Origin of the sequence: Pseudophaeobacter sp. TrK17 (assembly GCF_042192375.1) — a bacterium.
Lineage (GTDB): Bacteria > Pseudomonadota > Alphaproteobacteria > Rhodobacterales > Rhodobacteraceae > Pseudophaeobacter.
Window position 1 is genome coordinate 3,341,493 of sequence record NZ_CP071700.1, and the last position, 22,356, is coordinate 3,363,848.

The window sequence follows — 22,356 nt, forward strand, 5'->3', positions numbered from 1 at the left end:
ATTGGAACCCGAGGGAGCCCGCTTAAAAACAACAATAGAGGGAAATGCCTGTCATGAACCGAAGAACCATCTTCAAAACCGTTTTGGCTGCTGTTCTGGCCTCCACCATCGCTCTTCCAGCTGCTGCACTGGACCGCCGGGTTACCATCGTGAACGATACCAACTACACAATCATGCAGTTCTACGGCTCCAACAAGGGCACTGATTCCTGGGAAGAGGATATCCTTGGGCGCGATGTGTTGCGACCAGGCCAATCCGTTCGCATCGATTTTGATGATGGCACCGGCTACTGCAAATTCGACTTCAAAGCGATTTTTGACGATGATGACGTTTTGGTGGCCCGCGGCATCAATGTCTGCAAAATCGGCACCTATACCTACAATTAACCGGGCAAATGGCCCACCCCCGAACCCGGGCAGCCTGCTTGCCCGCGTTCGGGATGCAGGCTGGTTACAGCGCGTCTTTGCCCGGCAAAGGCGTTTTTTTGTGCCGCCGCCCGAATTGCCGCAACGCAGCGAATTGACATGGGTTGAAAATTGCAGTCTAGATCCCCTCAGCGAAATATAATTACCGACTAGACAACGCGAGGCTCTCCATGTCGCAGATGCAGAATGACCGCAAAACTGATCGTCCCTGGCTGATCCGGACCTATGCCGGCCACTCCACTGCAGAGGCTTCGAATGCGCTGTACCGCTCCAATCTGGCCAAGGGACAGACTGGCCTCTCGGTGGCTTTTGATCTGCCCACCCAGACCGGCTATGACAGCGACCATGTTCTCGCCCGTGGTGAAGTCGGCAAGGTTGGCGTTCCTATTGGCCATCTCGGGGATATGCGCAGCCTGTTCGATCAGATCCCGCTGGAGCAGATGAATACCTCGATGACCATCAACGCGACTGCGCCCTGGCTACTGTCGCTCTATATTGCTGCTGCCGAAGAGCAAGGTGCCGATGTTTCAAAACTGCAAGGCACGGTGCAAAACGATCTGATCAAGGAATACCTGAGCCGCGGCACCTATATCTGCCCGCCCAAGCCCAGCCTCAAGATGATCGCCGATGTGGCTGAGTACTGCTACACCAATGTCCCCAAATGGAACCCGATGAACGTCTGTTCCTACCACCTGCAGGAGGCCGGCGCGACGCCGGAGCAAGAGCTGGCCTTTGCCCTGGCCACGGCGCAGGCGGTTCTGGATGAGCTGAAGCCGCGCATCGCGCCGGAGGATTTCCCGGCACTGGTTGGGCGGATCTCCTTCTTTGTGAATGCCGGCATCCGCTTTGTCACCGAGATGTGCAAGATGCGCGCCTTTGTTGATCTTTGGGATGAGATCTGTCGCGACCGCTACGGGGTCGAGGACTCCAAATTCCGCCGCTTCCGCTACGGGGTGCAGGTGAACTCGTTGGGGCTGACCGAACAGCAGCCAGAAAACAACGTCTACCGCATCCTGATTGAAATGCTGGCGGTGACCCTGTCAAAAAAGGCCCGTGCCCGCGCGGTGCAGCTGCCGGCCTGGAACGAAGCCCTGGGCCTGCCCCGTCCCTGGGACCAGCAATGGTCGATGCGGATGCAGCAGATCCTGGCCTATGAAACCGACCTATTGGAATATGAAGACCTGTTTGAGGGCAACCCGGCTGTCGACAAAAAGGTCGAAGCCCTGAAGGAAGGTGCCCGCGCCGAGCTGGCCAACCTGCAATCCATGGGCGGCGCCGTTGCCTCGATTGAATATATGAAATCCCGCCTGGTGGATTCCAACGCCGAGCGCCTGAACCGCATCGAACGCAACGAGACCGTTGTGGTGGGGGTAAACCGCTGGACCGAGGGCGAAGCCTCGCCGCTGCAGACCGAAGACGGTGGCATCATGGTGGTTGATCCCGCCGTAGAGCAGGAACAGATCTCACGGCTCAACGCCTGGCGCGCCACGCGTGACACGGGGGCCGTAGAACAGGCTTTGGCCGAACTGCGCGCCGCCGCGCGTGATGGCAGCAACATCATGGAGCCTTCGATCAAAGCGGCCAAGGCGGGCGTCACCACCGGTGAATGGGCCGAAGAAATGCGCAAAGTCCACGGCACCTATCGCGGCCCCACCGGGGTCTCCGGCTCGCCGTCAAACAAGACTGAAGGGCTGGAAGACCTGCGCGAGGCGGTCAATGCGGTCTCTGACCAGCTCGGCCGCAGGCTGAAGTTCGTGGTTGGCAAACCCGGCCTGGACGGCCATTCAAATGGCGCCGAACAAATCGCCTTCCGGGCCCGTGACTGCGGTATGGACATCACCTATGACGGTATTCGCATGACTCCCGAAGAACTGGTGGCACAGGCGCAGGATGACGGCGCCCATGTTGTTGGCCTGTCCATTTTGTCCGGCAGCCATCTGCCGCTTGTCGAGGAATTGATGCAGCGCATGGAACAGGCGGAGCTTGGCCATATCCCCGTCGTGGTCGGGGGGATTATTCCAGATGAAGATGCAGAGAAATTGAGCCAAATGGGAGTCGCTCGCGTTTATACGCCGAAGGATTTTGAATTAAACACAATCATGGCGGACATTGTGAAACTTTCACGCCCCTCCTAGATTGTTGAGATACGCATTTTTTCAGAAATGGCCCGCCTAATTTTAAAATTAGGCTGGTAATCTCTATTCATTTTGGCATTAAGACACATAACGCAACAATTTGTGTGCGATATCTCAACTTGGAGTATCAAAATGAGTTTTGATCTTTCGGAAATGTCCCGTAAAGAGCTTTTGGAACTAAAGGCCGGCATTGATGATGCCCTGAAAGAAGCAGAGCAGCGCGAGCGCAAAGAAGCCATCAAGGCCGCAGAAGAAGCGGCTGCCAAGTTTGGCTTTTCTCTGGACGAAATCGCAGGCCAGGCAAAGAACACCGGCAAGAAGCAAAAAGCCGCTGCAAAATACCGCAACCCGCACAACCCAGAGGAAACCTGGAGTGGCCGGGGTCGCAAACCACATTGGGTGCATTCTGCCATCACCTCTGGTATGGATATCTCTGACCTGGAAATCTGATTCCAGAACAGGAGACACCAAATGACCATTCACATCGGCGCTCAAAAGGGTGACATTGCAGAAACCGTTCTCATGCCTGGCGACCCTTATCGGGCGAAATGGGCAGCAGAGACTTTCCTGCAGGATGCCCAATTAATAAACGAAGTGCGCGGAATGCTGGGCTATACTGGCAGCTGGAATGGTCACAAGGTCACAATTCAGGGGAGCGGCATGGGTATGCCCTCCCTTTCCATATACGCAAATGAATTGATCCGAGATTTTGGTGCAAAAACCCTGATCCGTATTGGATCATGTGGCGGAATGCAGCCGCAGGTCAAATTGCGGGACGTGATTGTGGCAATGACGGCGACCACCCTCGCCTCGCCCTCCCAAAGCATTTTTAAGGAAGTGAACTTTGCCCCCTCGGCGGATTGGTCGCTTTTGCAGGCTGCAGTCACCGCTGCACAATCGCGCGATATTGGCACCCATGTTGGCGGCATTTATTCCTCCGATACCTTTTATGACGAACGCCCGGATCTGAACGAACAGATGGTGCGTCATGGCATTCTTGGCGTCGAGATGGAGGCGGCAGAACTTTACACTCTGGCAGCGCGGTATCAGTGCCGCGCCCTGGCGGTCCTCACGGTCTCTGACCACCTTGGAACCGGCGAAACCCTGCCCTCTGACCAGCGGGAACGCAGCTTTGGGGATATGGTCGAAATCGCCTTGGAAGCTGCTTTTGCCTAAGCACGGAGCGTAAGCTTAGTCCGACAATTGCACGTCTCTTGAGCGGTGCCTCCCAGTCAAAAGACGCCCCCTGGGGGGCGTCTTTTTCTTGCCACCTCAGCCTGTTCAAACACACTGCCGCTTCTGTGGTGCGATAGCGCAGCGCGGGAGCCCCCCTCCTGCGAAAAACATCTCGACCGGAAATTATCGCCCGTGGCTTTGATTGTAGCCATTCAAATCCGGGCTCTGCCAATCGCCTAGCGCGCCCGCCTCTGGGGCAAAGATCTCCACCAAGAGCGGATAGCAGGCAGCGGCATCGCTGGAATGCTGCGCAGAACAATCCCCTCCTGGACAGGCGCTCAAAGCCCCCAGCAGTGGGATCTCGGCAAAAAACTCAAGATAGTCACCAGGCCGTACCGGGCTTTGTTTCATAAAATACTGCCCGGTATCACGGGTAAATCCTGTGCACATAAAGACGTTCAGCACGTCATGCACATGGGGTTCCGCCTGCGCCGGGCTGACGCCCAGGTGATCGGCCATGGCGCGGGTCAGGTTTGAATGGCAACACTGATGGTACTGGCTGCCCGCCAGCAAATTGCCCGTATAGGGATCGCAACGGGTGCCAATGACATCATGCACCGAGCCGCCAAAGGCATCGATCCCGTACCACTCCAGACTATCCTCAACAATCGTGGCCATCGGGCGCATCGCCGGAAAACTGCTCCACATGCGCTCCCCGGTGGTGATATGGGTTCCATGCAGCGCACGGGTCTTACCAGAATAGAACCGCTCCTTCAGATCATCCCGGTTCCACAGATTCAAATCGCCAACCTGTGGTCCCTCGACCGAAGTGATGCGAAAGAAATGACCGGCGGGGGTTTCAAAACAGGCAGCATCGCGGGGACTGACCAAAACCTCCCCGGTTTTTACAGCGCCCTGACGCGCGGACCGATACAGCGTAAGATTCGGCACCGGAAGCGTCGTGTTGGGGTAGCAAATCACCGGTTTGACGGCACGGCGCGCTTCGGCATCTGCGGGCACGTGATGGGATGACTGAGCCATGTGGGAACCTTCCATTGTTTGCGCCAAATAGGCCTGTTTCACCAAGCCTGCGCAAGCCTGATCCTGCAGCCGCCGCTCACGTCCTTGTCAGATCGCCCCTTGCCAGCAACCTCACAACGCACCGCCATCTTTTCTGTCACAGGAGAGCTAATGCCCCCGCAAACAATCCCGCGGCTCTGCCGTGCCTGGCTGCAGCGCACCGCAATTGCTGCACCGCCACCGCTGCAAGCTGCGCTCTTGGCGCCAGCGGCAATCGCGCGTCAGGGTTGTCGTCTTGCGGCGGTAGATGAAATAGCCAAAAACGCCGGTGAGCAGCAAGAGTAAGAGAATGGGCATGTCAGCGCTGTAACGCCTCAGCCTCTTCAGCTCAAACAAAAACCTCCGAACCGAGGGAGGTCGGAGGTTTCTGTGAACGGCGGCGCTCGAACAAGCTACGGCTATCAAGCTGCGTCGTAATAGGGGACAAAGCCTTCGGTGGAACCACTATCCTGGCTCGGTTGCAGCGCCTCTGGCGTGTAATAGGCCCAGGCCTGATCCAGATCCTGCAGAGCTGCCTCAGCTTTGGCAGCGGCGGCAGTGTTTGGCAAAAATTCTACGGTCTTCATTGTCTTATGTCCTGATCGGTTTCAAACCTCTCCCTTGTGCCAAACATAGGCGCTCTCAGGTTTGAACACACCGGACATAAGTGCAGTCTCGGCATGCATTTATTGCAAGCCCCCACACGTGCTGCACCAAGTCCATAAGAAAACCCCCGAACAGTTTCCTGCCCGGGGGTTTCTAATTCATCCTGTCTCGCTCAGCGCCAGGATCGGCGACTGATCAGACAGAGAGGTTAGACAGATAGATTAGACGGCGCGATCAACCATCATATGTTTGATATGGGCGATTGCCTCGGCCGGGTTCAGACCCTTGGGGCAGGTCTTGGTGCAGTTCATGATGGTGTGGCAGCGATAGAGCTTGAAGGGATCCTCCAGCTGGTCCAGACGCTCAGGCGTGGCCTCATCACGGCTGTCGATGATCCAGCGATAGGCATGCAACAGCGCTGCTGGCCCGAGGTATTTGTCGCCATTCCACCAGTAGCTGGGGCAGGAAGTGGAGCAGCTGGCGCACATCACGCATTCATACAGCCCATCGAGCTTCTTGCGGTCCTCAATCGACTGACGCCATTCCTTGGCGGGGGCGTTGGTCTTGGTTTCCAGCCAAGGCATGATCGAGGCATGCTGGGCATAAAAATGCGTCAGGTCCGGGATCAAATCCTTAACCACTGGCATATGCGGCAGCGGGTAGATTTTGACGTCACCCTTGACCTCATCCAGCCCGTAGATACAGGCCAGCGTGTTGATACCACCGACGTTCATCGCACAGGAGCCACAGATCCCCTCGCGGCAGGAGCGGCGGAAGGTCAGGGTTGGATCAATCTCGTTTTTGATCTTGATCAGCGCATCCAGGATCATCGGACCACATTTGTCCATATCCAGGAAATAGGTGTCCACCTGCGGGTTCTTGCCGTCGTCCGGGTTCCAGCGATAGATCTTGAACTTGCGCACATTTGTCGCGCCTTCGGGCTTGGGCCACGTTTTCCCCGTGGTGATCTTGGAATTTTTCGGAAGTGCGAATTCGACCATAGATCGTTCTCCTTGCTTAGCTGCCTGTCACACAAGGGGCCAAGGCCCCAGGCTGACAAGAGATCAGATGGACCGGCTGAGCCCACAGGCCCCTCCGAAACTTAAGTAGTGCCGCAGCTGCGGCAGATGTTTGGCGCGTCAGACAAAGGCCAGCAGTCATAGGCCCTCCCCCTGCGGCAAAGGCTGGTGTTGGGCAACGGTTTTTAGATAGGCGGCGTCCTCGGGGAACAGCTCTTCTAATTCCGCAAGCAGCGCCGGATCGCGGGCGGCCAGATGCAGCAGAGCCTGATACTCCGCATCGCTGCGCATTTGCTGCCAGCGCCGGTCGGTCTGCAACTCAGCCGCTGAACTGGCCTGTTTTTGAAACGAAGAGCCGCCACCATAAGACTGCACCTCGCCGAGGCTGTTGTCATGCTCTGCCAGCCCCAACTGTTGCAACAACGCGGCGCGATAGTCAGCACTGCGCGTCCAGCGGTCATAGCAGATCGCTACCAGTCCCAAATCCTGCGCCTGCCGGACCAGCCCCAACAGCCGGATATAGCTGTCCATGGTGCGTAAAACGATGCCGTTGCGACGTACCAGCGTGTAGCCGTCATTGGCCTGGATCTTTTTCAACAAAGACGCAGACCAGTTCAGAAACCCACGATAGATCAGGACATTGTGCGAAAATAAAGCCTCATCAAACGCCACAGAGGGCTGCCGTGAGAGGCCAAATTCAGCCGGGCTGGTGTCCTCGTAAGAGACCAAAAACAGCGCGCCATCGCCTGCTTTTTGCGTCACCGCAGGCAGGTTGCGCTTGGCCTGATTATGCGAGGCATGGCTGCCGTTGATCTCGATCCCGCGCGCATTGTGCAAAGGATCAGTACCCGGCTTGCAATTGTTCAAAAACACCGATCGGCCACGGGGCGCATTACGCTGCAGCCAGGCCAGAATGGCATGATTTCCAGAGCGCCGCATACCAAAGACCCGCAGGCTAAGCCCGGGAACCAGTCCCAGGGCCTGCCATTCGGCGGGCGCAGAGATGTCCAACGCAGCGGTCACTCTAATACCCCTCAACCAAGGAAGAGCGAATCGTCGACCCATCCGACAGAAAAGCCAAGGCGCGCCGCTGTTCTTCAACCGTCAGGGTCTCCCACAGCGCCGCATCCCCAGGCATCAAGGGGAAGTCCCATGGCAGGGGCACCTGAGATACCTGGCGGTCGGCACAGGCCGACAACAGCAGGGTCGCAAGACCCAGCAGCACCAATTTGATATCCCAGGGCTTAGCCATCTTAGAACGTCCGCGCTTTGGGCGCGATCTTCGCCAGGCTGATACCACCTTCGTCTTCGGAGGTGAGCCGATCCAGGATCACCGGACGGTAGGTCAGATCGACCTTTTCACCTTCGACCCGGCTGACGGTATGCACCCGCCAGTTTTCGTCGTCCCGCGTGCTGTAATCCTCATGGGCGTGGGCACCGCGGCTTTCGCGACGGGCTTCGGCACCGTGGATGGTGGCCAGGGCGTTTGGCATCAGGTTTGCCAGTTCCAGGGTCTCCATCAGATCCGAGTTCCAGACCAGCGAGCGATCGGTGACTTTCAGGTCATCCATTTTGCCCGCGATCACGGTCATCTTCTCGACGCCCTCTTTCAAGGACTTGTCGGTCCGGAACACGGCTGCATCGGACTGCATGGTCCGCTGCATTTCCAGGCGCAGATCCGCAGTGGCGATCCCACCATTGGCGTTGCGCAGCCCATCAAAGCGATCAAAGGCCTTGTCTACCGAGGCCTGGTTCAGCGGCGCATTGGGGGCTTCTGCATCCACGGTCTTACCCGCACGGATGGCAGCAGCACGGCCAAAGACCACAAGGTCAATCAGCGAGTTAGAGCCCAGGCGGTTGGCACCGTGGACCGAGGCACAGCCCGCTTCGCCCACGGCCATCAGGCCAGGCACAACGCCGGTTGGGTTTTCGGCGGTTGGGTTCAGCACTTCGCCCCAATAGTTGGTGGGAATGCCGCCCATGTTGTAGTGCACCGTTGGCAGAACCGGGATCGGCTCTTTGGTGACGTCAACACCGGCAAAAATCTTGGCGCTCTCGGAGATCCCTGGCAGACGCTCGGCCAGGGCCTCAGGCGGCAGGTGGCTGAGGTTCAGGTGGATATGGTCGCCATCAGCGCCGACACCACGGCCTTCGCGGATTTCCATAGTCATCGACCGAGACACGTAATCGCGCGGGGCGAGGTCTTTGTACTGGGGCGCATAGCGCTCCATAAACCGTTCGCCTTCAGAGTTGGTCAGATAGCCGCCTTCGCCGCGCGCGCCCTCGGTGATCAGACAGCCAGAGCCGTAGATGCCGGTGGGGTGGAACTGAACAAATTCCATATCCTGCAGCGCCAGACCGGCCCGCGCCACCATGCCGCCACCGTCGCCGGTGCAGGTATGGGCCGAGGTGGCCGAGAAGAAGGCACGACCATAGCCGCCTGTGGCCAGCACAACCATCTTGGCGTTGAAGACATGCATGGTGCCATCGTCGAGCTTCCAGCAGACAACACCCTGGCATTCGCCCTCATCCGACATGATCAGGTCGATGGCAAAATATTCGATGTAGAATTCAGCGTTGTTCTTCAGCGACTGACCATAAAGCGTGTGCAAAATGGCGTGCCCGGTCCGGTCGGCTGCGGCACAGGTCCGCTGCACCGGGGGGCCTTCGCCAAACTCGGTGGTGTGACCACCAAAGGGTCGCTGATAGATTTTACCCTCTTCGGTCCGGCTGAATGGCACACCGTAGTGTTCCAGCTCATAAACCGCCTTGGGGGCTTCGCGCGCGAGATATTCCATCGCGTCCGTATCACCCAACCAGTCAGAGCCCTTGACGGTGTCATACATATGCCACTGCCAGTTATCAGGGCCCATGTTCGACAATGAGGCAGCAATGCCGCCCTGTGCCGCAACCGTGTGGGACCGGGTGGGGAAAACCTTGGTCACGCAGGCAGTGCGCAGGCCCTGTTCGGCCATGCCAAGTGTTGCGCGCAGACCGGCACCGCCGGCACCCACGACCACGACGTCATAGTCATGCGTCTCGTATTCGTATGCAGCCATTTCTTTTGTCCCTTACAGCGCGATCTTGGCCAGGGCAAAAACCCCTGTGGCGATTGTGGCGTAGCTGAGGCCGATCACAAACATGATCAGCGCTTTACGCATCGAGCCACGCGCATAGTCTTCGATCATCATTTGCGCGCCCTTGTTGAAATGCATCACACCGACAAACAGTGTGAGTCCCGTCAGGATTGCCGGGAAGGGGCGTGCAAAAGTGGCCAGAACCTCTTCCTGCGTGCCGCCAATGGCAGAGCCGACGATATAGATGAAAGCCGGAACCAAAAAGGCCAGCGCCACGGCGCTTACCTGCATGTACCAGTGATGCTGGGTGCCGGTGCCGGCAGCACCTTTGCCAACGGCGCGTTTACGAGCGGTCAAATAACGCATGTTGTGCTCCTTAAACCACGATCACGGTGAGAACGGTGAGAACGACAGACCCGATCATCATGCCCCAGCCCAGTTTTTCGGCTGTATCAATGTCCAGCCCATGGCCGGCATCAAAATACAGGTGCCGCAGCCCGGCAAGGAAATGATACCAGATGCCCAGCGTCGACAGCACCAGCACGATATCACCAAACCAGGAGGTCATCACCCCATTGGCGGTGGCAAAATAGGCGGGCGAGGTCGCCGCCGCGAGGAGCCACCATACAATCAGTATCACCGAGATGATCAGCGCATTGCCGGTGATCCGGGTGAGGATCGAGGACATAGAGGTCATCTGAGGGCGGTAGATCGACAAATGTGGCGAAAGCGGGCGATTGCCCCGATTTACATCGGCCATGTTGGCTCCTTTCCAGTTAGCTGAAGCCGTTTTAGCGGATTTTTACGTCCTGTCACGCAAACAGCGGGTAAATTTCTGCGGTTATTTGACCAGTTTTGCAAAAAAAGCCAATATGTGATCACAGGAAACGGCCCAGTGATCACAAAAATGTCTTACTAAAATTGTTTTGCAGAATCAGCCCTCCCTAGCGTGATTTCCTGCGATCCGCTCTTTCTGCCCCCAAATACCGGCCAGATAGGCTGCGGCAGCGACGCGTGGCCAGATGGCTGCGGCAAGGCCTGTTTCGGGGCCTGTTGCGGGGGCTGAATTGAAGCGGTTTTGCGCGCCACCTCCCGTACCAGTTTGCGGCGAATTTTCTCAGGATAGTCGCGGAAACTTCGAGCCGTCTCCACAAAGGCGCCCTCGCCTTCTATCACATGTTCGTAAAAATAGGCGGTGAGGTCAGGTTCGCTTTGCTCAATCGCGATGGCATTGACCGTGACATCGGCCTGCCGCATCAGAGACTTCAGCGTCGCAGGCTCGACCCCCTCGTTTGACGGCCCGTCCCCCGAGAGATCAATCACCCGGCGCTTGCAGGCCGGTCCTTCGGTAATCTGACTGAGCCCCAGCAGCAATGCCTCGCCAAGGGCGGTGGAAAAATTGCGCCAGGGGCGTGGTGCGGTCTCAATCGCCTGTGCCAGGGCCTCAACCTCATCAAATGTGCGGGTTGGCGTCCAGGGAATAGAGATTTCCTGCCGCGCCCGCCCCGACCACTGGATCAGGGTCACCCGTGCCTGGGCGCTCACCAATGCCTCGGACACCAGCCCGTCGCGCAGGCCAGCCGCCAGTCCATCCATCTGGATGCGGTATTCGGTTTCATCAACCGAACCAGAGACATCCACCGCCAGCACCAGCGCCAGGTCACAGGCCCAGCCAGGCAGTGGCAGGGCAAGGCACACAACAGCAAAGAGTCGGGCTTTGATCCGCATGGGAAAACACTAAGCCGCAAGCGCCGGTTGCGTCACCCCTCTTGACCACTTGCACACAAAGCTGTGATGCAACAGCCGCAAAACAGACCACGCGAGGGTAGCGCGCGGTCTGTTGAATGCACAGTCTCGTGAATGCACTGTCTCGAAATCCGCCGCTATTTGGGCATCAAGGCCCAGTAGTCCAGATCCAGCAGCACGTCAGGCAGGTATTTGCCGTCCTCGCCCTTCAGGGCAAAGGGATCGCCGCCCTTGGTGGCCACCAGACGCAGGCGGATGGCGCCAACGCCGGGGGCATCGGTATCGGCCTTATCCAGCACCTCGGACCAGGCACGGATGGTGGTGCCTGACAGGCAGGGGTTGGCATGGGCGCCGCCATTCAGGCCAACAATCATCTGCGCATTCGCCAATCCGTTAAAGGACAGGGCCCGCGCCATCGAAATCACATGGCCGCCGTAAATCAGCCGGGTGCCATCGGGACGGGCGGTGGTGTCGAAATGCACCTTGGCGGTGTTCTGCCACAGGCGGGTGGCCAGCATATGCTCGGCCTCTTCAATGGTGACACCATCCACGTGATTGATCGACTCGCCGACGGCGTAATCGCCCCAGCGATGGGGTTCCCCCGCCAGATCAAAGTCATAGTCACTGAAATCCAGCCCCGCAGGCACCACCAGCTGATCGGCAGGGATGACCTTTGCCAGATCCGGCAGCACGGTTTCCGGCGCTGGCGCCTCCAGGTTGCCTTTGCGCACCATCACCCAGCGGACATATTCCATCACGGTCTCGTCGCGCTGGTTCAGGCCACGGGTGCGCACATAGACCACACCGGATTTGCCATTGGAGTTCTGTTTGACGCCAATCACTTCGCTGGTGGAGCGCAGAGTATCGCCTTCATAGACCGGCAACAGCCAGCGTCCCTCGGCGTAGCCCAGATTGGCCACCGCATTCAGCGAGACATCAGGAACCGTCTTGCCAAACACGATATGAAAGGCCGCCAGATCATCCAGCGGCGATTTTGGCAGACCAGAGCGGCGGGCAAATTCATCCGAAGAATACAGCGCATAACGCGCCGGATAGAGCGCGTGATACATGGCGCGCTCACCGCCCGAGACGGTGCGGGGCACCGCGTGGGTGATCACATCGCCCAAGGCGTAGTCTTCAAAAAATCGACCTGAATTGGTCTTAGCCGCGCTGGTCTTGGCCATTAGTGTTCTCCCAGTTTTGTCTCGGGTGTGTAGGTGCCATCCACCTCTTTCACCACAGACTGACCACAGCGCATGATGCCTTTGACGGGATCAAAGGTCTGAGTGGGGCTGCCATGCAGCTCCCACCCTTTGTTCAGCGCATCGGTCACTTTGTGACAAAAGGCGGATGTGTCGTCTTCGCTTAAAAAACGGTAGAGTTTCATGCCTCAGCCCCCAGGAAAGGGAGAGGGACCAACCATCCCGTGCACATAGCCAATCACCGCCAGCAGCACGACCGAGGCCAGCAAGAACATCGCGTCCTTTTTGATGCTGCCCTTGGGGTTGGGGGTCCAGTTAGGTTCGGTCTTGTTGATCACGATCTTTTCGACAATCGACCAGGCCCAAAGCCCGCCAAAGAGCACAAAAGACGCCGGATCCCAGTTGACCAGCAGGTGGGCAATCGCCCAAAGGCCAAAACCGGTCAGCATCGGGTGGCGCATCTTGTAAAAGATCGCGCCCTTGCTGGGGCCGGGGCTGGTGAAATAAAGCGCCAGCAGCATCAGCAGGTTGTTGATATGCTGCAGGAACGGCGGGTAAATCCCCAGCTCAAAGCTTTCGGCGGAACGATAGCCGATCACCATCAGCACGATGCTTGCCACCAGAACAATGGCGACGAGCCCCTTGCCCTTGTTGCCCATTGGTTCACGGATGCCCGGTGCGACGCGCTTGAACAGATGCGCGCCCCACCACAGCAGGATGCCTAGGACCAGAAGTGTCATGTCAGTCTCCTAAAGATGTTAACTTGGTTAACACCTAGGCGGAAATCGCAGCAATTGCATCCGCTTTTGCGAGAATTTCGCGAGCGGTCACAACATGCAGGTTTTCGACAATCTTACCCTCCACAACGGCCACCCCCTGCCCCGAGGCCTCGACCTCTTCAAAAGCGGCAATCTGGCGGCGGGCCAGATCAATTTCATCTTCGCTGGGGGCAAAGGCTTCGTTGGCAACATCGACCTGGGCCGGGTGGATCAGGGTCTTGCCGTCAAAGCCCATGTCACGGCCCTGGCTGCTTTCAAGCCTTAGACCGTCATCATCCTTGAAGGCATTATAGACGCCATCCACAATGATCAGCCCCTCAGCCTTGGCCGCCAACAGGCACAGGCCGAGGCCCGCCATCATCGGCAGCCGGTCAGCACGGAACCGCGTTTGCAGCTCTTTGGCCAGATCATTGGTGCCCATAACCATGCCCTGCAGTTTGGGATGCGCCGCAATCTCGGCCGCGTTCAACATGCCGCGCGGCGTCTCCATCATCGCCCAAAGCGGCATGTCGCCGGTGATCTCGGCCAGTGCATCCAGATCTGCCGGGCTGGAGACCTTGGGCAACAGCACCCCATCGCAGTCCATCGCCGCCGCTGCTTTGGCATCGTCCTTACCCCATGGGGTATCAAAGCCGTTGATGCGGACAATTTTCACCCGCCCGCCATAACCGCCCTCTTTCAGGGCCGCCGCCAGCGTGTCGCGCGCATTGTCCTTTTCCTCAACCGAAACCGCATCCTCAAGATCAAAGATCACCGCATCAACAGGCAGTGTCTTGGCCTTTTCCAAGGCGCGCGGCTTGGAGCCAGGAATGTAGAGTACCGAACGATAAGGGCGAATGCGCGGATCCATCAGGGAGCCTCCAGGTTATTTTGTTGCGCAAACGGGTACAGATTCGGGTGAAAACTTTCAAGGGCGTTGATGCCGCATTGCAGAAACGACCTCACGACATCTGCAGGTGGCCTCGGCTAACCCACCTGTGAAAAACGATATTTTACGCGGATATTTTCTCTGCCCGGTTTGGATCGGCGGATTAACTATTTTTCAAACCCTCCTTGGCACAATTTTATCATCGCAGTGGCCTTCTGGCCTGGGATCACACTGCCACCAAACCCCTATTTTTTAGGGTTCTGGCGCAAGATGGTCGTCACTCTGCGAGGGCAAAAGCCCATTAGGAAAGACCGGGCAAAACGCCCGAATTAAGACCGGGCCAAAGGCCTGCATAACCATTACGTCAATTGAATCCGGCCCCGATCTGACGGGTACGAAGGGAGGTCATGTGACCGCTCTCTCTCAGGTCAGCCGTTCCGTATAGGGTAAAACCCAAGGAGAAGACGATGTTTAAAACTGTACTTGGCCTGTCTGTATTGGGCTTTACCGCGAGCCTCATGGCTGCCTCCCCCGCACTGGCCCAGGGCCGCAATTGCGCCCCGCGTGAGGTCGTCGTCGAGCGACTCGCCTCGAAATATGGCGAAAGCCGTCAGGCCATTGGCATTGGCCAGCAAGGCATGGTGATGGAAACCTTTGCCTCAGCCGAGAGCGGCAGCTGGACCATCACAGTGACCATGCCCACCGGCATGACCTGCCTCATGGCCTCGGGACAGTCGTTTGAGGCCCTGGCCGAGGCCGTCCCCACGGCTGATAACGACGCCTGACCCCCCTCTTTTATCTCAAACTGACTGGTTGTCTCACATTGGCTGGTCATTGACTGGTCATTTCAGAGTTTGGCCTGCGGAACACGCGCCCACCCTGCCCTTTCGCAGCCAGACGCCCTGTAGATCAGGCCGTTGATCAGGCCACCCCCACAGGCCTTGCTTTGGCACTCTGTCCCTCCCAGGGGCACAGGATCGGTGGCACCACATCCAACCTCTTGTTCTGGCCCGCCATTTCCCCACAAATGGTGTGGCCCAGACGACCTCTCCCCCCTTGCGTGCACTGCTAGAATCGAAGCCCTCCCTCGGCAGCGACCGGGGCTTGTCGGCTGGCTGAACCGGCACAACAGCGCAGCAAATGCGACCATCGCAATCACAAATGCGAAAAACATAGCAATCGCCATAGCACCAGCCGACCACCCTATCCCCCTTATTTGCAAGCCTTTTCGCGCCCTATGGCCGCAGCGATTGGACCACACTGCATGACATGCCGCAGTGCAGAACCCTTGCGCGGACGCGCGTGAGGGCGTAGGCATCGCCCCAATTTCAACCGGACCGGAGAGAAATCCCCATGGCCAGACCCAAGATCGCGCTTATTGGCGCAGGCAACATCGGCGGCACGCTCGCCCATCTCGCAGCAATCAAAGAACTCGGCGACGTCGTTCTGTTTGACATCGCTGACGGCCTTCCCCAGGGCAAAGCGCTCGACATCGCCCAATCCGGCCCTGTTGAGAAAATCGATGCGGCCATGGCTGGCTCCAGCGATTATTCGGCAATTGCGGGCGCCGACGTCTGCATCGTCACCGCAGGTGTGGCGCGCAAACCCGGCATGAGCCGTGATGACCTGCTGGGCATCAACCTGAAAGTGATGAAATCCGTTGGCGAGGGCATCGCAGCCCACGCGCCAGACGCATTTGTCATCTGCATCACCAACCCGCTGGACGCGATGGTCTGGGCGCTGCAGAAATTCTCTGGCCTGCCCACCAACAAGGTCTGCGGCATGGCTGGCGTGCTCGACTCTGCCCGCTTCCGTCACTTCCTGGCCGAAGAATTCAACGTTTCCATGCGCGACGTCACTGCCTTTGTTCTGGGCGGCCACGGCGACACCATGGTGCCTTCGGTCCGTTACTCCACCGTTGGCGGCATCCCTCTGCCTGACCTGATCGACATGGGCTGGACCACCCAGGAGAAACTGGACGCAATGGTTCAGCGCACCCGTGACGGCGGCGCCGAAATCGTTGGCCTGCTGAAAACCGGCTCTGCCTTCTACGCGCCTGCTGCCTCGGCGATTGAAATGGCCGAAGCCTACCTGAAAGACCAAAAGCGCGTTCTGCCCTGCGCCGCATACTGTGATGGCGACCTCGGCGTGAAAGACATGTACGTGGGCGTGCCCACCGTGATCGGCGCCGGCGGTGTTGAGCGTGTGGTCAACATCAAGCTCAACAAAGCCGAGCAGGAAATGTTCGACACATCCGTCGCAGCTGTTCAGGGTCTGGTTGACGCCTGCAAAGGTATCGACGGCTCCCTCGCCTGATTTCTGCTGCGGTTCTGATCGCAATCTAACACATCATGCACGCCCTCTATCGGGGCGTGCATTTTCTTTTTGGCCCCCTCAGACCTGGCGCAGTGTCAGCGATTTCAGCCCCAGGGCCTGCCCACGTCAGGGTCGGTGCCCTGCTCTGGATGTCGTTTTTGGCCTGACGCCCGGCAACGAATCAATTGAATTAGCCATTTGTAAATTTGTGATCACACCCCCGAAAGCTGTGATCACAAAACCCCAAAATCTTCATCATTTCCCCGTGAGACGTCAGAAAAGCCTTTAAACATTTGGCGTATGACGGCGTTATGACAGAGATTATTGAAGCCAGACGGGACAGTTTCTCATGAACATCCACGAATATCAGGCCAAGGCCCTCCTTCGCAGCTACGGAGCACCAGTCTCCGACGGTCGCGTCGTGCTAAAGGCCGACGAAGCCAAAACCGCAGCAGGTGAGCTTGACGGCCCACTTTGGGTGGTAAAGGCACAGATCCATGCCGGCGGTCGCGGCAAGGGCTCCTTCAAAGAAGCCGATGCCGGTGAAAAAGGCGGTGTCCGCCTGACCAAATCGGTCGAGGAAGCCTCGGAAGAAGCCAAAAAGATGCTGGGCCGCACCCTGGTCACCCACCAGACCGGCCCTGCGGGCAAACAGGTCAACCGCATCTACATCGAGGCGGGTTCGGGCATTCAGACCGAATTGTACCTGGCTCTGCTGGTCGATCGCCAGACCTCGCGTATCTCATTTGTCTGCTCCACCGAGGGTGGCATGGACATCGAAGAGGTTGCTGCCGCAACCCCAGAGAAAATCCTGTCCTTCTCGGTTGATCCGGCCACCGGCTATCAGGCTTTCCACGGCCGTCGCATCGCCTTCTCGCTGGGCCTTGAGGGTCAGCAGATCAAACAATGTGTCAAACTGATGGGCCAGCTGTACCAGGCCTTCACCGACAAAGACATGGAGATGCTGGAAATCAACCCGCTGATCGTGTCTGACACCGGTGATCTGAAAGTGCTCGACGCCAAGGTCAGCTTTGACGGCAACGCCATGTACCGCCACGCGGATGTGGCCGAACTGCGCGACACCACCGAAGAAGACTCCAAAGAGCTGGAAGCCTCCAAGTATGACCTGAACTACATCGCGCTCGACGGTGAGATCGGCTGCATGGTGAACGGCGCCGGCCTGGCGATGGCCACCATGGACATCATCAAGCTCTACGGTGCTGAGCCTGCAAACTTCCTCGACGTTGGTGGCGGTGCTACCAAAGAGAAAGTCACCGAGGCCTTCAAGATCATCACCTCTGACCCGCAGGTCAAAGGCATCCTGGTCAACATCTTCGGCGGCATCATGCGCTGCGATGTGATTGCCGAGGGCGTCGTTGCCGCAGTGAAGGAAGTCGGTCTGAAGGTTCCGCTGGTTGTCCGTCTGGAAGGCACCAATGTGGAAGCCGGCAAAGAGATCATCAACACCTCTGGTCTTGACGTGATCGCCGCCGACAACCTCTCTGATGGCGCCGAAAAGATCGTGAAAGCGGTCAAAGGCTAATGATCACTTCTGTCCTATTGCTCGTTTTCGGTATGACCCTGTTTGTAGGTGGCGCCCTATTGGTCCGTCAAAACAAGCTACGTCAACATCAGAAACGCGGTGGAAGCACAGAAGCTAACGCTCAGAACTCGACAATGAGTTTGAATGTGATTTCAGATTCGATCCTACAGTTTTCCGCTATCGCGGTTGTAGGATCTGGGGCGATGATCACCGTGTGGGCAATTGGACAACTTGTCTGGTCATTTTTGACCTAAACATATCATTCGAATTAAGGAGACTCCTCAAATGGCAGTCCTTATCGACGAAAACACCAAGGTCATCTGTCAGGGCTTCACCGGCTCGCAGGGTACCTTTCACTCTGAACAGGCCATCGCCTATGGCACCAAAATGGTCGGCGGTGTGACCCCGGGCAAAGGCGGTATGGACCACCTTGGTCTGCCGGTCTTCAACTCCGTGCACGAAGCCAAGCACGTGACCGAGGCCAATGCCTCTGTCATCTACGTGCCGCCGCCCTTTGCCGCTGACTCGATCCTCGAGGCGATCGACGCCGAGATGGAACTGATCGTCTGCATCACCGAAGGCATCCCGGTGCTGGACATGATGCGGGTTCAGCGGGCGCTGGAAGGCTCGAAATCGCGCCTCATCGGCCCCAACTGCCCCGGCGTTATCACCCCGGATGCCTGCAAGATCGGCATTATGCCCGGCCATATTCACAAACGCGGGAGCGTGGGTGTTGTATCGCGCTCCGGTACCCTAACCTATGAAGCTGTGAAACAGACCTCGGACATTGGTTTGGGCCAGTCTTCGGCCGTGGGCATTGGTGGCGACCCCATCAAAGGCACCGAGCACATCGACGTGCTGGACCTGTTCCTGGACGATGATGAAACTGAGAGCATCATCATGATCGGTGAAATCGGTGGCTCCGCAGAAGAAGAAGCCGCTGAGTTCCTCGCCGAGCAGCGCAAAAAAGGCCGGTGGAAGCCTGTTGCTGGCTTTATCGCCGGCCGTACAGCCCCTCCCGGCCGCCGCATGGGCCACGCTGGCGCGATTGTTGCCGGTGGCAAAGGTGGTGCCGAAGATAAGATCGAAGCCATGCGCTCTGCTGGCATCGTCGTCGCCGAAAGCCCTGCGGGCCTGGGCGAAGCCGTGCTGAAAGCGATCAAAGGCTAAAGAATACCAGCCGGGGCGTAGAATGCGCCCCGGCCTACCCACTCGAAAACGGCAGGCAGACATGACGCAGGCACCCATAGGTTTGGGCTTTCGAAACGAACAACAGGTAACTGCAGGCCTGTCGACCGGTCGTGCCGCGCGCACGCCTTCTGCAGAAATCTCCGTAAGCATTGCGAAACACATCTGCCCTATACCCTTCGGACAAAACAATTTGTCCGACCAAAGCTACCATTTTTCGAAACCCAGTCTCTGATCCTCTGCAGTGAGAACATCCATGACAGACACCTCTCCCAACGACCTGTTCCACGCCTCCTCTTTTATGCAGGGGCACAATGCCGAATATCTTGAACAGCTCTATGCCCAATACGCCAAAGACCCAAATGCGGTGGATGCCGCCTGGGCTGAGTTCTTCCGCCAGATGGGCGATGCAGAACCGGATGTGACGGCAGAGGCCGCAGGCCCCTCTTGGGCTCGTGGCGACTGGCCCCCGGCCCCCAATGATGATCTGACCGCTGCGCTGACAGGCGAATGGCCTGCGCCAGTGGAAACAAAGGCCGCTGGCAAAAAAATCGCCGAGAAGGCCGCCAAGGCAGGTGTTGAGGTCTCGGACGAGCAGATCCAGCGGGCGGTGCTGGATTCGATCCGCGCCCTGATGCTGATCCGTGCCTATCGGATCCGGGGCCATCTGGCCGCCGATCTGGACCCGCTGTCGATGCGCAGCGATGCCCCCCACCCTGAGCTGGATCCCAAGAGCTATGGCTTTATGGATGCGGATATGGATCGCCCGATCTTTATCGACAATGTGCTGGGGCTGCAGGTGGCCTCGATGCGGCAGATCGTCGACATCGTCAAACGCACCTATTGCGGCACCTTTGCCCTGCAATACATGCATATTTCAGACCCGGCGCAGTCCGCCTGGTTGAAAGAACGTATCGAGGGCTACGACAAGGAAATCACCTTCACCCGCGAGGGCCGCAAGGCGATCCTTAACAAGATGGTTGAGGCCGAGGGTTTTGAGAAATTCCTGCATGTGAAATACATGGGCACCAAGCGCTTTGGCCTGGATGGCGGCGAAAGCCTGATCCCGGCGATGGAGCAGATCATCAAGCGCGGTGGCAACCTGGGCGTTGAAGAGATCGTCATCGGCATGCCGCACCGGGGCCGCCTGTCGGTTCTGGCAAATGTGATGCAGAAACCCTACCGCGCTATCTTCAACGAATTCCAGGGTGGCAGTTTCAAACCCGAAGACGTGGATGGCTCAGGCGATGTGAAGTACCACCTTGGCGCCTCGTCGGATCGCGAATTTGACGGCAACACCGTCCACCTCAGCCTGACCGCCAACCCGTCGCACCTGGAGGCGGTGAACCCGGTTGTTCTGGGCAAGGTCCGCGCCAAGCAGGACCAGAAAAACGACGACAGCCGCACCAAGGTCCTGTCGATCCTGCTGCACGGCGATGCGGCCTTTGCTGGCCAGGGTGTTGTGGCGGAATGTTTTGCGCTGTCTGGCCTCAAGGGGCACAAAACCGGCGGCACCATGCATATCGTGGTGAACAACCAGATTGGGTTCACCACCGCACCGCATTTCTCGCGCTCTTCGCCATATCCCACCGACAACGCACTGGTGGTTGAAGCGCCGATCTTCCACGTCAATGGCGACGACCCCGAAGCCGTGGTGCACGCCGCCAAGGTGGCCACCGAGTTCCGCCAGAAGTTTGGCAAGGACGTGGTGCTGGATATCTTCTGCTACCGCCGCTTTGGTCACAACGAGGGCGACGAGCCCATGTTCACCAACCCCCTGATGTACAAAAAGATCAAGGGCCATAAAACCACGCTCAGCCTGTATACAGAACGCCTGGTCAAGGACGGTCTCATCCCTGAGGGCGAAATCGAGGATATGAAGGCCGGCTTCCAGGCGCATCTGAACGAAGAGTTCGAGATCGGCAAGGATTACAAACCCAACAAGGCCGATTGGCTGGATGGGCGCTGGTCGCATCTGGACAAAAAGGATGAGGACTATCAGCGTGGGCGCACTGCGATCCCACCGGAGACCATGGCCGAAATCGGCAAGAGCCTCGCCTCGGTTCCCGAAGGATTCCCGATGCATAAAACCGTGGGACGCTTTCTGGCGGCCCGTGGCAAGATGTTTGAAACCGGGACCGGCATTGACTGGGCCACTGGCGAAGCACTGGCCTTTGGCTCTTTGCTCACCGAGGGCTACCCAGTACGCCTGTCCGGCCAGGATGCCACCCGCGGCACCTTCTCTCAGCGTCATTCAGGCATCATCAACCAGGACACCGAAGAGCGCTATTTCCCGCTCAACAATATCCGCGAAGGCCAATCGCAATATGATGTGATCGACTCTGCCCTGTCGGAATATGCGGTTTTGGGCTTTGAGTATGGCTACTCCCTGGCGGAGCCTAACGCGCTAACCCTTTGGGAAGCGCAGTTTGGCGATTTTGCCAACGGCGCCCAGATCATGTTCGACCAGTTCATCTCGTCGGGCGAAAGCAAATGGTTGCGGATGTCCGGTTTGGTCTGCCTGATGCCACATGGCTTTGAGGGTCAGGGACCCGAGCATTCCTCCGCCCGTCTGGAACGGTTCTTGCAGATGTGTGGTCAGGACAACTGGATCGTTGCCAATTGCACCACCCCGGCCAACTACTTCCACATCCTGCGCCGCCAGCTACACCGCTCGTTCCGCAAGCCGCTGATGCTGATGACGCCAAAATCACTGCTGCGCCATAAACTGGCGATCAGCAATACTGAGGATTTCACCACCGGATCCAGCTTCCACCGGGTACTGTGGGATGATGCCCAACAGGGCAATTCCGACACCCAGCTGGCCGCAGATGACAAGATCAAGCGCGTCGTCATGTGCTCGGGCAAGGTCTACTACGACCTGCTGGAAGAGCGCGACGCCCGTGGCATTGACGACGTCTATCTGATGCGCATCGAACAATTCTATCCCTTCCCGGCGATCTCACTGGTCAAGGAGCTGGAACGGTTCAAAGGCGCGGAAATGGTCTGGTGTCAGGAAGAACCCAAGAACCAGGGTGCCTGGACCTTCATTGAGCCCAATATTGAATGGGTGCTGAGCCGGATCAAGGCCAAGCACACCCGGCCCACCTACGTCGGCCGAGCCACCTCGGCGTCGCCTGCCACCGGCCTCGCCAGCCAACATAAAGCCCAACAAGCTGCGCTCGTGAACGACGCGCTGAGCATCTGAGGAAGACAG

General features: G+C 58.0%; 23 protein-coding genes. 10 read left to right on the forward strand and 13 right to left on the reverse strand.

Annotated features, from left to right (window positions below):
• Positions 1-53 precede the first annotated feature (53 nt).
• The 4 genes from JZI28_RS15730 to deoD all read left to right on the forward strand — a co-directional run bounded on the left by JZI28_RS15730 (position 54) and on the right by deoD (position 3,736).
• The gene (locus JZI28_RS15730) at positions 54-386 is read left to right on the forward strand and encodes a hypothetical protein (RefSeq protein WP_295455636.1); all 333 of its coding nucleotides are present in this window, start codon (positions 54-56) and stop codon (positions 384-386) included.
• Between the two features lie 209 nt (positions 387-595).
• Positions 596-2,560, forward strand: coding sequence for a methylmalonyl-CoA mutase family protein (locus JZI28_RS15735; RefSeq protein ID WP_375698218.1), 1,965 nt, complete (start codon positions 596-598; stop codon positions 2,558-2,560).
• Between the two features lie 132 nt (positions 2,561-2,692).
• Entirely contained in the window at positions 2,693-3,010 is a 318-nt protein-coding gene (locus tag JZI28_RS15740; RefSeq protein ID WP_295455640.1) for an H-NS histone family protein, read from the forward strand.
• Positions 3,011-3,031: 21 nt separating this feature from the next.
• On the forward strand, positions 3,032-3,736 hold the full coding sequence (gene deoD / locus JZI28_RS15745) for a purine-nucleoside phosphorylase (RefSeq protein WP_295455642.1): 705 nt from the start codon (positions 3,032-3,034) through the stop codon (positions 3,734-3,736).
• A gap of 183 nt (positions 3,737-3,919) precedes the next feature.
• Here the strand turns inward: deoD and JZI28_RS15750 are convergent, their stop codons facing one another.
• The gene (locus JZI28_RS15750; RefSeq protein WP_375698219.1) at positions 3,920-4,777 is read right to left on the reverse strand and encodes an urea carboxylase-associated family protein; all 858 of its coding nucleotides are present in this window, start codon (positions 4,775-4,777) and stop codon (positions 3,920-3,922) included.
• Positions 4,778-4,927: 150 nt separating this feature from the next.
• Between JZI28_RS15750 and JZI28_RS15755 the strand changes: the two genes are divergently transcribed.
• The gene (locus tag JZI28_RS15755) at positions 4,928-5,101 is read left to right on the forward strand and encodes a hypothetical protein (RefSeq protein ID WP_375698220.1); all 174 of its coding nucleotides are present in this window, start codon (positions 4,928-4,930) and stop codon (positions 5,099-5,101) included.
• 116 nt (positions 5,102-5,217) lie between these two features.
• Here the strand turns inward: JZI28_RS15755 and JZI28_RS15760 are convergent, their stop codons facing one another.
• The 12 genes from JZI28_RS15760 to JZI28_RS15815 all read right to left on the reverse strand — a co-directional run bounded on the left by JZI28_RS15760 (position 5,218) and on the right by JZI28_RS15815 (position 14,074).
• Positions 5,218-5,382 carry a hypothetical protein gene (locus tag JZI28_RS15760; protein WP_295455646.1) on the reverse strand — a complete coding sequence of 55 codons (165 nt, stop codon included), beginning with the start codon at positions 5,380-5,382 and terminating at the stop codon, positions 5,218-5,220.
• 240 nt (positions 5,383-5,622) lie between these two features.
• Positions 5,623-6,402, reverse strand: coding sequence for a succinate dehydrogenase iron-sulfur subunit (locus tag JZI28_RS15765; protein WP_295455648.1), 780 nt, complete (start codon positions 6,400-6,402; stop codon positions 5,623-5,625).
• 156 nt (positions 6,403-6,558) lie between these two features.
• A complete protein-coding gene (locus JZI28_RS15770) occupies positions 6,559-7,443 on the reverse strand; it encodes a hypothetical protein (protein ID WP_375698221.1) in 885 nt (294 codons plus the stop codon).
• A 1-nt stretch (position 7,444) separates the two neighbouring features.
• Positions 7,445-7,672: a hypothetical protein gene (locus JZI28_RS15775; protein ID WP_348156620.1), complete on the reverse strand. Its 228-nt coding sequence runs from the start codon at positions 7,670-7,672 to the stop codon at positions 7,445-7,447.
• Between the two features lies 1 nt (position 7,673).
• Positions 7,674-9,479 (reverse strand): succinate dehydrogenase flavoprotein subunit, encoded by a 1,806-nt coding sequence (gene sdhA / locus JZI28_RS15780; RefSeq protein ID WP_295455654.1) that lies wholly within the window; start codon positions 9,477-9,479, stop codon positions 7,674-7,676.
• Positions 9,480-9,491: 12 nt separating this feature from the next.
• Positions 9,492-9,863 carry a succinate dehydrogenase, hydrophobic membrane anchor protein gene (gene sdhD / locus JZI28_RS15785; protein ID WP_295455656.1) on the reverse strand — a complete coding sequence of 124 codons (372 nt, stop codon included), beginning with the start codon at positions 9,861-9,863 and terminating at the stop codon, positions 9,492-9,494.
• A 10-nt stretch (positions 9,864-9,873) separates the two neighbouring features.
• The gene (gene sdhC, locus JZI28_RS15790) at positions 9,874-10,257 is read right to left on the reverse strand and encodes a succinate dehydrogenase, cytochrome b556 subunit (RefSeq protein WP_295455658.1); all 384 of its coding nucleotides are present in this window, start codon (positions 10,255-10,257) and stop codon (positions 9,874-9,876) included.
• A 155-nt stretch (positions 10,258-10,412) separates the two neighbouring features.
• A complete protein-coding gene (locus tag JZI28_RS15795) occupies positions 10,413-11,225 on the reverse strand; it encodes a DUF1194 domain-containing protein (RefSeq protein WP_375698222.1) in 813 nt (270 codons plus the stop codon).
• Positions 11,226-11,380: 155 nt separating this feature from the next.
• Positions 11,381-12,427, reverse strand: coding sequence for a MaoC family dehydratase (locus JZI28_RS15800; RefSeq protein WP_375698223.1), 1,047 nt, complete (start codon positions 12,425-12,427; stop codon positions 11,381-11,383).
• Positions 12,427-12,630, reverse strand: coding sequence for a DUF1737 domain-containing protein (locus tag JZI28_RS15805; RefSeq protein WP_027241504.1), 204 nt, complete (start codon positions 12,628-12,630; stop codon positions 12,427-12,429). The genes JZI28_RS15800 and JZI28_RS15805 overlap by 1 nt, the downstream gene beginning before the upstream one ends.
• A 3-nt stretch (positions 12,631-12,633) precedes the next feature.
• On the reverse strand, positions 12,634-13,185 hold the full coding sequence (locus JZI28_RS15810) for an NnrU family protein (protein WP_295455662.1): 552 nt from the start codon (positions 13,183-13,185) through the stop codon (positions 12,634-12,636).
• 34 nt (positions 13,186-13,219) lie between these two features.
• Positions 13,220-14,074 (reverse strand): HpcH/HpaI aldolase/citrate lyase family protein, encoded by an 855-nt coding sequence (locus tag JZI28_RS15815; RefSeq protein WP_375698224.1) that lies wholly within the window; start codon positions 14,072-14,074, stop codon positions 13,220-13,222.
• 485 nt (positions 14,075-14,559) lie between these two features.
• Here JZI28_RS15815 and JZI28_RS15820 point away from each other — a divergent pair, with 485 nt between their 5' ends.
• From JZI28_RS15820 to JZI28_RS15840, 5 genes are all read left to right on the forward strand, one after another.
• The gene (locus tag JZI28_RS15820) at positions 14,560-14,877 is read left to right on the forward strand and encodes a hypothetical protein (protein WP_297340265.1); all 318 of its coding nucleotides are present in this window, start codon (positions 14,560-14,562) and stop codon (positions 14,875-14,877) included.
• A gap of 568 nt (positions 14,878-15,445) precedes the next feature.
• A complete protein-coding gene (gene mdh / locus JZI28_RS15825) occupies positions 15,446-16,408 on the forward strand; it encodes a malate dehydrogenase (RefSeq protein ID WP_297340264.1) in 963 nt (320 codons plus the stop codon).
• 349 nt (positions 16,409-16,757) lie between these two features.
• Positions 16,758-17,951: an ADP-forming succinate--CoA ligase subunit beta gene (gene sucC / locus JZI28_RS15830; protein WP_348156605.1), complete on the forward strand. Its 1,194-nt coding sequence runs from the start codon at positions 16,758-16,760 to the stop codon at positions 17,949-17,951.
• A 285-nt stretch (positions 17,952-18,236) separates the two neighbouring features.
• The gene (sucD, locus tag JZI28_RS15835) at positions 18,237-19,121 is read left to right on the forward strand and encodes a succinate--CoA ligase subunit alpha (RefSeq protein WP_349376263.1); all 885 of its coding nucleotides are present in this window, start codon (positions 18,237-18,239) and stop codon (positions 19,119-19,121) included.
• Between the two features lie 274 nt (positions 19,122-19,395).
• A complete protein-coding gene (locus JZI28_RS15840; protein ID WP_375698225.1) occupies positions 19,396-22,347 on the forward strand; it encodes a 2-oxoglutarate dehydrogenase E1 component in 2,952 nt (983 codons plus the stop codon).
• Positions 22,348-22,356 lie beyond the last annotated feature (9 nt).

Excerpts from the sequence above, each read along its gene's own strand:
- JZI28_RS15730 (WP_295455636.1), top strand. The coding sequence starts at position 54 with ATGAACCGAAGAACCATCTTCAAAACCGTTTTGGCTGCTGTTCTGGCC.
- JZI28_RS15735 (WP_375698218.1), top strand. The coding sequence starts at position 596 with ATGTCGCAGATGCAGAATGACCGCAAAACTGATCGTCCCTGGCTGATC.
- JZI28_RS15740 (WP_295455640.1), top strand. The coding sequence starts at position 2,693 with ATGAGTTTTGATCTTTCGGAAATGTCCCGTAAAGAGCTTTTGGAACTA.
- deoD (WP_295455642.1), top strand. The coding sequence starts at position 3,032 with ATGACCATTCACATCGGCGCTCAAAAGGGTGACATTGCAGAAACCGTT.
- JZI28_RS15750 (WP_375698219.1), bottom strand. The coding sequence starts at position 4,777 with ATGGCTCAGTCATCCCATCACGTGCCCGCAGATGCCGAAGCGCGCCGT.
- JZI28_RS15755 (WP_375698220.1), top strand. The coding sequence starts at position 4,928 with ATGCCCCCGCAAACAATCCCGCGGCTCTGCCGTGCCTGGCTGCAGCGC.
- JZI28_RS15760 (WP_295455646.1), bottom strand. The coding sequence starts at position 5,382 with ATGAAGACCGTAGAATTTTTGCCAAACACTGCCGCCGCTGCCAAAGCT.
- JZI28_RS15765 (WP_295455648.1), bottom strand. The coding sequence starts at position 6,402 with ATGGTCGAATTCGCACTTCCGAAAAATTCCAAGATCACCACGGGGAAA.
- JZI28_RS15775 (WP_348156620.1), bottom strand. The coding sequence starts at position 7,672 with ATGGCTAAGCCCTGGGATATCAAATTGGTGCTGCTGGGTCTTGCGACC.
- sdhA (WP_295455654.1), bottom strand. The coding sequence starts at position 9,479 with ATGGCTGCATACGAATACGAGACGCATGACTATGACGTCGTGGTCGTG.
- sdhD (WP_295455656.1), bottom strand. The coding sequence starts at position 9,863 with ATGCGTTATTTGACCGCTCGTAAACGCGCCGTTGGCAAAGGTGCTGCC.
- sdhC (WP_295455658.1), bottom strand. The coding sequence starts at position 10,257 with ATGGCCGATGTAAATCGGGGCAATCGCCCGCTTTCGCCACATTTGTCG.
- JZI28_RS15795 (WP_375698222.1), bottom strand. The coding sequence starts at position 11,225 with ATGCGGATCAAAGCCCGACTCTTTGCTGTTGTGTGCCTTGCCCTGCCA.
- JZI28_RS15800 (WP_375698223.1), bottom strand. The coding sequence starts at position 12,427 with ATGGCCAAGACCAGCGCGGCTAAGACCAATTCAGGTCGATTTTTTGAA.
- JZI28_RS15805 (WP_027241504.1), bottom strand. The coding sequence starts at position 12,630 with ATGAAACTCTACCGTTTTTTAAGCGAAGACGACACATCCGCCTTTTGT.
- JZI28_RS15810 (WP_295455662.1), bottom strand. The coding sequence starts at position 13,185 with ATGACACTTCTGGTCCTAGGCATCCTGCTGTGGTGGGGCGCGCATCTG.
- JZI28_RS15815 (WP_375698224.1), bottom strand. The coding sequence starts at position 14,074 with ATGGATCCGCGCATTCGCCCTTATCGTTCGGTACTCTACATTCCTGGC.
- JZI28_RS15820 (WP_297340265.1), top strand. The coding sequence starts at position 14,560 with ATGTTTAAAACTGTACTTGGCCTGTCTGTATTGGGCTTTACCGCGAGC.
- mdh (WP_297340264.1), top strand. The coding sequence starts at position 15,446 with ATGGCCAGACCCAAGATCGCGCTTATTGGCGCAGGCAACATCGGCGGC.
- sucC (WP_348156605.1), top strand. The coding sequence starts at position 16,758 with ATGAACATCCACGAATATCAGGCCAAGGCCCTCCTTCGCAGCTACGGA.
- sucD (WP_349376263.1), top strand. The coding sequence starts at position 18,237 with ATGGCAGTCCTTATCGACGAAAACACCAAGGTCATCTGTCAGGGCTTC.
- JZI28_RS15840 (WP_375698225.1), top strand. The coding sequence starts at position 19,396 with ATGACAGACACCTCTCCCAACGACCTGTTCCACGCCTCCTCTTTTATG.